The sequence below is a fragment of the uncultured Gilliamella sp. genome (genome assembly GCA_945271295.1).
In the GTDB taxonomy this organism is placed as follows: domain Bacteria; phylum Pseudomonadota; class Gammaproteobacteria; order Enterobacterales; family Orbaceae; genus Gilliamella.
In genome coordinates, this window is sequence record CALYPG010000041.1 from 1 (window position 1) to 9,795 (window position 9,795).

At 32.2% G+C, this 9,795-nt stretch carries 10 protein-coding genes; 2 read left to right on the forward strand and 8 right to left on the reverse strand.

The genetic code is table 11. The features are described from left to right. Nucleotides 1-370 precede the first annotated feature (370 nt). Nucleotides 371-898: an O-acetyl-ADP-ribose deacetylase gene (locus tag Q0K76_RS12660; RefSeq protein WP_294616037.1), complete on the reverse strand. Its 528-nt coding sequence runs from the start codon at nt 896-898 to the stop codon at nt 371-373. Nucleotides 899-1,208: 310 nt separating this feature from the next. On the opposite strand from Q0K76_RS12660, the gene Q0K76_RS12665 reads away from it, so the two are divergent. Together Q0K76_RS12665 and Q0K76_RS12670 are read left to right on the forward strand one after the other, a co-directional pair. Next, entirely contained in the window at nt 1,209-2,090 is an 882-nt protein-coding gene (locus Q0K76_RS12665; protein ID WP_294616038.1) for a DUF4261 domain-containing protein, read from the forward strand. Nucleotides 2,091-2,453: 363 nt separating this feature from the next. Beyond that, nucleotides 2,454-2,900, forward strand: a complete 447-nt coding sequence (locus Q0K76_RS12670) for a hypothetical protein (RefSeq protein ID WP_294616039.1) — start codon at nt 2,454-2,456, stop codon at nt 2,898-2,900. Nucleotides 2,901-3,710: 810 nt separating this feature from the next. Here the strand turns inward: Q0K76_RS12670 and Q0K76_RS12675 are convergent. The 7 genes from Q0K76_RS12675 to Q0K76_RS12705 all read right to left on the reverse strand — a co-directional run bounded on the left by Q0K76_RS12675 (nt 3,711) and on the right by Q0K76_RS12705 (nt 9,576). Beyond that, nucleotides 3,711-4,385, reverse strand: a complete 675-nt coding sequence (locus tag Q0K76_RS12675) for a hypothetical protein (protein WP_294616040.1) — start codon at nt 4,383-4,385, stop codon at nt 3,711-3,713. Between the two features lie 43 nt (nt 4,386-4,428). Continuing rightward, nucleotides 4,429-5,556 carry an integrase domain-containing protein gene (locus Q0K76_RS12680; protein WP_294616045.1) on the reverse strand — a complete coding sequence of 376 codons (1,128 nt, stop codon included), beginning with the start codon at nt 5,554-5,556 and terminating at the stop codon, nt 4,429-4,431. A gap of 630 nt (nt 5,557-6,186) precedes the next feature. Further along, a complete protein-coding gene (locus Q0K76_RS12685) occupies nt 6,187-6,888 on the reverse strand; it encodes a hypothetical protein (protein WP_294616041.1) in 702 nt (233 codons plus the stop codon). Between the two features lie 80 nt (nt 6,889-6,968). Continuing rightward, nucleotides 6,969-7,178 carry a hypothetical protein gene (locus tag Q0K76_RS12690; protein ID WP_294616042.1) on the reverse strand — a complete coding sequence of 70 codons (210 nt, stop codon included), beginning with the start codon at nt 7,176-7,178 and terminating at the stop codon, nt 6,969-6,971. Nucleotides 7,179-7,438: 260 nt separating this feature from the next. Then, entirely contained in the window at nt 7,439-8,554 is a 1,116-nt protein-coding gene (locus Q0K76_RS12695) for a hypothetical protein (RefSeq protein ID WP_294616043.1), read from the reverse strand. Continuing rightward, the gene (locus Q0K76_RS12700; protein ID WP_294616044.1) at nt 8,548-8,883 is read right to left on the reverse strand and encodes a hypothetical protein; all 336 of its coding nucleotides are present in this window, start codon (nt 8,881-8,883) and stop codon (nt 8,548-8,550) included. The genes Q0K76_RS12695 and Q0K76_RS12700 overlap by 7 nt, the downstream gene beginning before the upstream one ends. A gap of 171 nt (nt 8,884-9,054) precedes the next feature. Beyond that, nucleotides 9,055-9,576, reverse strand: coding sequence for a hypothetical protein (locus Q0K76_RS12705; RefSeq protein ID WP_363322501.1), 522 nt, complete (start codon nt 9,574-9,576; stop codon nt 9,055-9,057). Nucleotides 9,577-9,795 lie beyond the last annotated feature (219 nt).

The following is a 9,795-nucleotide window of genomic DNA, read 5'->3' on the forward strand; positions in this document are numbered from 1 at the left end:
TTTTATTGTCACCATTATTTTAGTTAAGATTCGCACTTAGTACTTGAATTCAAGAGATATTTTATTTTGTGTCTTAATAAATAGAGTGGAATTTTTCCGGTATGTTGCAAGTTATGGATCGTATCTTTTCTTACTAAACGGTAATTACAGTAAAGCCTAAAAACCTTACTTGCAATTTATCATGTGTTTATTAATAATTTTAATTCAACAACTATTCCTGATTATGATCTTGTTGGTCTTTTTGTAAGTTTTTGCTTGTTTTATCTTTAATTTTTTTACGCTATCTGAAGCTACCGAAGCCATCCTTCCTAACATTAGAATAAACTTATTTACGAAAAACGATATCGTTTAATCGAAGTTATGTAATAACTTATACTAAGTTATTCGTGATTGACTGATAAATATCATAATTTTCAATATCAAAACAGACAATATTCACTGTCAAGATTGTTGGATATTTTACTAAACATGCTTCAATTGTTTTTAATGCTATTTGTGCTGCTTTGTGTTTAGGGAAACGGTAAATACCAGTACTGATATTAGGAAATGATATACTGGCAATATCATATTGAGAAGCCAGTTTAAAACAGCTTATATACGCCCGTTGTAATAATTCTTCTTCATGATTGTTACCATTATTCCAGCGAGGACCAACTGTATGTATTACATATTTAGCCGGAAGGTTACCTGCAGTTGTGATAACGGCTTCACCTACTTTACAACCACCTTGTTTAGCTCTAATTTTTATACACTCTTCAAGAATAGTTTTACCCCCGGCACGGTGTATTGCACCATCAACCCCTCCTCCTCCGAGCAAAGAAGTATTGGCTGCATTGACAATAGCATCTACAGGAATATTGGTAATATCAGCTTGAAGTAATTTTATTTTATTATTCATCTTATTGGGTTTTCTTATCTGGATGGATGATATCATCAAAAATTATTGGTTTTGAAAATATTGTTCCATACCAGCAAAATTAGTTGGATAAATTTATTTTATCAAATTCGATTTTTTCATTAGGCATAACCCTAATAATGTATCCATCCCTAAAATAGTAATACATAAATGAAGAAAATCATCTGTTAGTAAAAAAAAATAATTAAAAAATATTATGAATTTAACGTTGTAACAATTATATATATTTTATTTAGAAAATGTATAATAAATAGATAAACAAAATATATTTTGGTATACATAAGGAATATAAATGAGTGTTATTTCACGCCTATTTGGCAATAAATCTAAATTACCACAAACAGATGAAGCATTAGTCGAAAATCCAGATATTAAAGATTCCTTATCATTAGGAATTGTATTTAAAGGTCAATTTTGTTTTGATGAAGATAAATTATTGAAGATATTAAGCAATTTAGATGTTTCGATGAAAGGTATCCGATGTAACAAACCATTTGGGCAATTTGAAGAAGGATATTATGCTTTATTCGGTTGGGGTAAACACGTGATTAAGGTGGTTGGTGTTAATGCCCCTTATCCTGCGGACTCCTTAGAAATTTGTATTGGTCCAGCACACTATAGTCAGGAAATAAAAGCACAAATTCGCAACAATGACAGCCATTTGATTTTATATTATGTTGGATATGAACAAGATGTCCTTGAACAATACTTAGCATTAACTCGTTTAGCTGCTGGCTTTGAGCCATTTAATGCCTTGGCTGTAATTAATGAATATGGATATACTTCACTACCAATAAATGTTATTAGTGATTTGATAACCGAAAAAAATGTCAAGGAAGGTTTATGTGATTGTTTACTGATGTTCTTTTGTGGCTTTGTCAAATATGAGGTAGAAAACGTTAATGGTGTGTGGATGCGTACCTATGGTGCTGATGTTTTCGGCTTACCTGATTTCGCGGTTTTAGCAAATAGCCATGATGAAGGTGAACACTATTTTATGTTGTTTCAAGATATTTTAAATTATCTGCGTAAAAGCGGTGCAACTATGGTGGCAGGAGATACCATGGAATATGGTGATGATAACAAAATAATGTTACTACGTTCGCCATCAGATGAAGAATACTATTTGAAAGATAAGGGCAATGTAATAGTGATTGAAATGCGGGATAAATGAGTGAATTCACATAATTGACAAGGCTTAATTAACTAACCTCTTAGTTAGAATAAACAGGCAAACAAATGCCCGCTATTTGCTAGAACGTTAGTTAATTTTAATCCCAATAGTTGCTAAAATATTTGCATCTGATAAACGATATTATTTTTAAACTAACATTTATATTTGTATTGTCGATATGATAGAGAATTCTCCTATAAAGACAGGTAAACAAATAAACCCCGTGTAGGTATTATAATACAGAGACAGTTTTATATACTGCAACAAACCAAACTCCCATTATATTGGCCCATTTCCCTGAAACTTGGAAAAATCTGAGGAAATTGCCTGATTTTTCAAACCTAAATAATGGAAGGTGATTCAATGTCAAATAGCTATACATCTGTTATTAAACAGATAAACAAAGGATATAAGCTACCTCATGATATTGAGGTTGTAGCCCATAAAATTTATGCGCTCTCCCAATCGGAAAAAAGTTCCGCTATTAATGATATTATAAATAAATTTAGTACCAGTATTCTCACCTCAATGTATAAAAATATAATGGAAATTACTTATAACTATATGAGTAAATTGATTTATTTCGAAGGTAATCTATTATATGAAGAATACTTAAAGATTCTTCATTTATTTGATTCTATTAATATTTTTTTTCATTTAGGATTAAATGAAAGTGGTAAGTATATGGAAATGTCTGATTCTGATATTTGTTTCTTAATAAAAAAAAATCCTAAATGGGCTAAAGGAATACCATCAGAAATAGTAGATTTTAAAAATAAAGAATGGTGGCAAAGAGTTATTAGTAAATAAAGTTGCACAGACTTCATCGATTGAATAAAAACTTGGCGAGCCGCAGTATTCCATAGATACAATGGCAAAAAAATCAATTGTGCTCGATATGGCAATGTCTATATCTATTTTGCAAATAATATTGTTGGATGTATATATCTCGATTTTCATGGTTTTGAAAAACGTATGATCACTCTTGGTGAATTAGTTAACTGGACACGTAACGATTGGTTATCACTTGTAGAAGCAGAGGTTGGAGGATTAAAAAAGTATGGGACATTATCAAACTGATTGAGGATGGTGTGGTTGTTGATTTATCATAAGAAAGGGGGGGATGTTGAGTTAGTATCACTCGGTATTATGATTCCCAAAGATGACAGATAAGTATCTTAGTAAACATTATTTTAATAACACACAAATGATAAGCTTAAAATATCACTTAAATTTAAATGTTAAATACTTATCATAGCTTCTGACGTGTTCGAAAATTTTTCAAGCCAGGTAGGAAGGGGGGTAGTAAATTTCTACGACTTAAAAGGATTGAAAAATTCCTACCATCATTTTCGAGAAAAAACGCGAATTGAAATAATTTTTTTAGATTTTATTTATTCATTATCACCATATTAATAGATATTTAATCGCCCTTTGTAATATTAAGATCGCCTTAAAATATAACTCATTGATCAATAACAATAGTAATTTTATGGTATTTGATAATTTTCATATAAATCAATTTGATAACCATAGGATCAAGATTATATTTAAATATGAATAGTAGTGAACACTTTTAATGAAAAGTTTAGAATATTGGGGGGAAGTATAAAAAACCAGTTAAATAACTGGTATATGTTCTATAGGGCTATTTATTACTTTTCTTAATTGTGCTTCAAATTGCTCTTTACCTGAACCATGTTTTTTCATTATCCTATTCCACCAACAACAAGATGGATGAGGTACAGCAAAATATGGGATAGTTAGAGGTAACGCTGATTTGCATTTGTAATATGCTTTTTTTGATACAAAAGCGATAATATTTGGTTGTAAGATTTTAATTACGCGGCTAATTGTACTCTGCGCATAATCTATATCTAGCTTACATGATTTAATTGATTCTTTATACTGGGCAGGACGTTGGAAAGCATTCATAAATGCCACATATCTAATAACATCATCTTTATCTTGAGCATTTTCCCACTCAACCTTAAATAAGGATTCTACTATATTAGAACTTAATGGATTCCCCTTCTTCTTATATTTTCCTAGCACATTTGCTGTTGTTATCATTTTCCACTGTTTATCGGTGAGAGATGCTTTTTCATATGGTGCGTTATACCATGTATCAAAATTTACCACACTATCTTTGGGAAAATAATGACTTTCAGCAATAATAAGAAGCTTATTTTTTGCTTTAGTATAATTCTCTCCCACATAAGGTACTAATGTAGGATATTTTTTATAGATTTCCACATTTTCTAATTGAGTAATTAAACTTTGTCGTTTTATCATAATTATTCTCTAATTAATTATATTTATTAATAACAATATTAAGTCAATTATTAACTATCTTCAAACTTCGATTACCGGATAATGAGACATTCCCTTTACTGGCTTGCTCGACAAAGTCACCCCACCAGTCAAGCATAATGCGTTTTTGTTGCTCATACTCTGCTTTGTTGTAAGCTCGTCTTACTGCATTTTTATCTACATGTGATAATGCGCTTTCTATAACATCATAATTAAAGCCTTGCTCATTTAGTGTTGTACTCGCTAAAGCTCTTAATCCATGTGCTACTAGCTTATCTTTGTACCCCATGCGCTTTATTGCCATGTTAGCGGTTTGGCTACTCATTGGCTTGTTATAAGGTGGTCTTGCTGTTGGGAAAATGAATTCACTTTTATTGTTAATAGATTTCATTATCTCAAGGATTTTCATTGCTTGTGGCGATAAAGGTATATTGTGGGGTCTATCCATTTTCATGCGTTCAGCAGGAATGCTCCATATCTTCTTATTAAAATTTATCTCATCCCACCGTGCGCCTACAGCTTCGCTAGATCGCGTTAATGTGAGTAATTGCCATTCAATAACGCATCTTGTTTGTAACTCAATACTAGCCATGGATAAGGCTTGCATAAACTGCGGTAACTCAGTAGGGGATATGGTAGGTTGGTTTCTTACTTTCGGGCTGTTAAATACGTCGGTAATTTTAGCAAGAGGGTTATTATCGATGATTCCTATATTGACAGCGTAATACATTATTTCATTGATTCGCCTACAGACTCTTTTTACTGTCTCGTATTTATTATTGTTATTTAATGGTTGTAAAGCATTGATTGCCTTAACAGCAGTTACTTGGTTTATGGGAATGTCTTTGATGTAAGGGAATACATGATTTTCTAATGAACGCCAAGCCTTTTTTAAAGTTTGTTCTTCTAATCCTTGTTCTGTTTTGAACTTAAACCACCGTTCAGCCATGGAGTAGAATGTATTGCAGATTGCTTCTTGCTTAAGTTGTTCTTGTTCCGCTTTATGTTCTTGGGGGTCTATGCCTTGCTTAATTAATTCTCGTGCTTCGTCGCGTTGTTTTCGAGCTTGTTGAAGCGAAACTTCTGGATAACTACCAAAGCTAATTAATGAGCGAATCTTTGTAATAGGACGATAAGAATTAAATCGCCATATTTTTTAGCCATTACTTTTTATTAATAAATATAGTCCGTTGCCATCTGACAATGAATAATCTTTATCTTGTAATCTAGCTGTTTTTATTTGGGTATCTGTTAATGGGGTAGTTACACGAGCCATAGTTATACGATTTTTAGTTATATGAGATTCGTATAACTAAGCATATAACTAAAAAATGTGGTTGTAAATGTGTATTACTGATGCTTACGGAATAGAAAAATAGGCTCTAAGCCTTATTTATACTAGTTTTGATGTGCTTTAAAGAGTTTTAAAGAATGTTACTGAATATTGAATTGGTGCCGTGGGCGGGACTTGAACCGATAACGTAATAACTTGAATTATATGGATTATATTTAAGCCATTTAAAACTTATATCCTGTTTGTTATCCGGTTAGTTGTTGTTTGGTAGGTGGTGCAATAGAATCAGGGCATTGAGAGGATTACAATTGCTTGTAAATGTATCAATTAGAATCTAGATTGACATTGTTTGAAAATTAAATTTTTTTAAAAGGTTGTGTAGTAATAAATTAGGTACTCCAATAAACTTTAATTGTACAAAGCATCAGTGGCTCATGCCATATACAAAATCAAAATTCAATATTACTCATTGATAATACTGAGCCCCTATTAAATTTTTGAGGCACAAAAGATGGTGTTATTAGCTAACGCTTGATACATCACTTTTCGCCAATGATTAATATGCAGATGTATACCACTTTGTTCTATTAAATAGGATTGATAATCTAATTCAGATAAATTCTTAAGAGTATTTTTTCTTGCATCAACTACAATTGACAACTCTTCACTAGCGTTGATAGCATAACGTTTGGCTATTTTAAATTTATCGAAATGTTTTTTAGCTCTTCTTTTATCAATATCATTCCATCCATCTGGACATGATACGTAATATTTTAAAACGTAAGGATCTTCTTGATTTATACTGGTAATAACATCTGCATAGATCCATTGATCTTCAAAAAAAATAGGCTTATCAAAGTATGGATGAATTATTTGTTCTTCTTCTTGTATCGGATATCCTGAACCTTTTGAACCGGAATTACAGTCTCTACATGAAGGAATAAGATTGTAAGGTAAAATTGAAAATTGAGGAAAAAATGACTTAGGTAAATAATGATCAAGACTAGCTACAAAACCTATCTCACCACAATAAGGACATTTAATTGCTTGTGATACTAATTTATCATAAATTACTTTCCCTTCTTTTCTACCAAGCAAGCCTTTGTCATAAAGATCCTTTGCTTCACCTTTCGTTATTTTGCTATAAACAAGATGATTGTCATCATTATGATTTGCAGCAAAAGAGTACAATTTCTGTTGAGTTGCATTAATTTGATAATCTAATTCGATTTTGTCAAGATTATCTGTCTGATATTTTGGCGAGGATCAGGCTAATCAAAAACACTATTAATAATTTTATTAATAACGCCGCCAACCACTACTGATGTTGCGAATCCTGCTAACACTCTCCCTTCTGTTTTCATTGATTTCAAATCCTCGTCCTGCTCACATGCCTCGGTAGTTTTATCTTGTGCTGCATATACTGCCGCAGCAGTCAAAATAAGCCCAGTTCCAACACTAATTAATCTAAAAACTGACATAGGTAACTCCTTATTGTTTTTCATATATATACCCAAGTTACTTCAAGATGCAGGAAAAACAAAAAATGGGTCGCAGGGACACAAAATCAACTGGATTGATTTTGAACAACACTTTAGTGTTGGTCCTTTAAGGACGAGTCTCACGGATGAGACGAGTATTGCCCTGTAAAAACCTCTCTTTCTACCCCGTCGACGACAGTCGATGGAACTGCAACTTCAGGTTAATTGAGTATATTACATAATGCTAATTATGTATCTAATCAATAAAATGACTTCTGCGGTGCTAATTTCTTTTTCAATTCCATGTAGCTATCCAGCGTATTTATCGAATCATGTGTTGATGCATATACAATCGCTGTAAAGTCCAATGACTTATGGTGTGTTTCATTATTTCCGTCTGTTGATAGCATGCGCGCATCTTTAAGATGAAATGTTTTTAACTCTTCATTATATACCCATGTAATTTGTTCCGTTCTTAAGCGAATATTTGAGGTATTAAATCTTCTTCTTTTAGGTTCAGCATATTCTTTAGATTTATTTTCAATAAGTTGAGTTGTATTTTCTTGTTCATACTTCTGAAAATCATTTTTCTTGGCAATTAATTTTTTTTGTAACTCACCAATGTCTGTTATGGCATTTTTGTAAAAACTATCTCTCATCGCAGAATCAATTACCACTAGATTTTTAGACATAGTTCTCATCGTATCTAAGTAATCATCTATACAAAGTTCGTTACTTTTTGACTTAAATTCGTTTAATTCCATTTTTTTTACAATATCAATGGCAAATTGTTCCGAAACTTTATCAACAGTAACGATGCACTTTTTTAGATAAGCTTGCTGATCTTCATCTGGATAAGGCATTCTAGCGCGCTTGAAAGATTCAAGGTCTCTGGCCAATCTTTGATGACAATTTTCAGCAGATCTTTTTGACAGCTCTTCTTTAACCATTAACAACTTATCTTTATCTGCTCGACTCGACAATATTTTGTTCTTCAACCTTTCGGGACAAAGATCGAGTTGATAACGTTCATTTCTCAATAAAAAATTCTTTATGTAGGCTTTTTCATTAATGGTTTCTTTAGCTTCATACCGAGTTTTTACAGAATTTGGATCATTCTCAATTGAAACAAGATAATCACTTATTTCTTTAAAATCTTTTGGGGCACAGCTTGGAGACAATAGTAATGTCTCAAGTGGCAAAAAATAGTTATTATCAAGTGTTTTTCTGACAGAGTTAAAAGATGATGTAAAAATGAAACTAACGCGATCTGCTCCATCACAATTATCAATTTTTCGCCATTTTTCATCTTTTCCAATCACATCTTGTAATGCACTTATATCTTTTTCAAGAGCTGAAATATCACCTTTTAACAAGGCGATATCCCTTTTTTTAATTCATCTAACCGATTAAATTCTATTTGGTATTCCTTGTCATAAACTTTCTGCCCTAATTCAAGATCGAATGAATATGGCGGATTAATGCCTTGCTTTAATTTACAACTATATGTAATTTCCGTTACGCCATTATGTGTTTTAGCCTCATCCCATTTGGTATCTTCACACAAAACACGATTATCCAAAATTTGTCCATATGTATATGCTGGGTATTCAAGGATTGTTGATTTTTTTAATGTTGTGATTACATCATCTCCACATCCCGTTAGAAGTGTAATTGTGGTTAAAAATAATATTTTTTTCATCATATAGCCATCCATTCTATTTTTAATTTTGTAGGATAACTATAACAGTAAGGGTTTCCTTCCTAAGGAAGATCTAAAGTTTTTTTGATTTTTTTTTGATATGCGAATTGTAAAAATAACCTCACTAAAAAATGAGGTTACTTGGAACATAAAAATGGATGCTAAGAAGAATAATTATCGACCAACTACTGGATAGGCAATCTCGCCGAAATCTTCATTTGGGTGTTCTAACATAATTTCGATAATAGTCGGCACAAGATCGGCTAAAATCTGACAAGCATCCAATAATTGAGGACGATTCACTTCACTCGACCACGTTGCGCCACCGTGTATAAGCTGATTTCTCAATGTATAAATGCGGCTGAAAATAATCGACAATAATGTGCTTGTATCGCCGGTTAAAATCACTTTGGTTGCTTGTTGTTTATGATTGCGAAATAGCTCTTCCCACTTTCCACTACTATCATGCGAGCGCAGCGCATTCCAAAACGGCTCAAAAGCGTATTTATTATCAATCAATGTCCGAATAGACCCTGTAAATTTGCTGAATAACAACTTATGCAACTTTTTATCTTGATCGATTGCAACCAACTTTGCCAAAAATTGATGCAAATGCTGCTGCTCACTTGATTGCTCAAGATCATCAGCATAAATTGCATTAAAACAGATCCACAAAAAGATAAAAAAACTATCCACATCAGCTTCACTCTCCGCACGCTTTAACCAACTTAACGCGCAATGAATCCGAATACGATTGTTTTCAGATTGCTCATCTCAAATGCTTTTATGACGTTCTTTTAAAGTTGAATAGCTAACTTTTAAAACTAATTTATCCATTTTGTAGACTCATGTTTGGGTGAGCTGAATTCAAATACTAAGTGCGAATCTTAACTAAAATAATGGTGACAATAAAAA

Bases quoted from the DNA above. Each gene is read 5' to 3' on its own strand.
- Q0K76_RS12700 (WP_294616044.1), bottom strand. From the start codon at position 8,883: ATGATGAAAAAAATATTATTTTTAACCACAATTACACTTCTAACGGGA.
- Q0K76_RS12675 (WP_294616040.1), bottom strand. From the start codon at position 4,385: ATGATAAAACGACAAAGTTTAATTACTCAATTAGAAAATGTGGAAATC.
- Q0K76_RS12670 (WP_294616039.1), top strand. From the start codon at position 2,454: ATGTCAAATAGCTATACATCTGTTATTAAACAGATAAACAAAGGATAT.
- Q0K76_RS12660 (WP_294616037.1), bottom strand. From the start codon at position 898: ATGAATAATAAAATAAAATTACTTCAAGCTGATATTACCAATATTCCT.
- Q0K76_RS12665 (WP_294616038.1), top strand. From the start codon at position 1,209: ATGAGTGTTATTTCACGCCTATTTGGCAATAAATCTAAATTACCACAA.
- Q0K76_RS12690 (WP_294616042.1), bottom strand. From the start codon at position 7,178: ATGTCAGTTTTTAGATTAATTAGTGTTGGAACTGGGCTTATTTTGACT.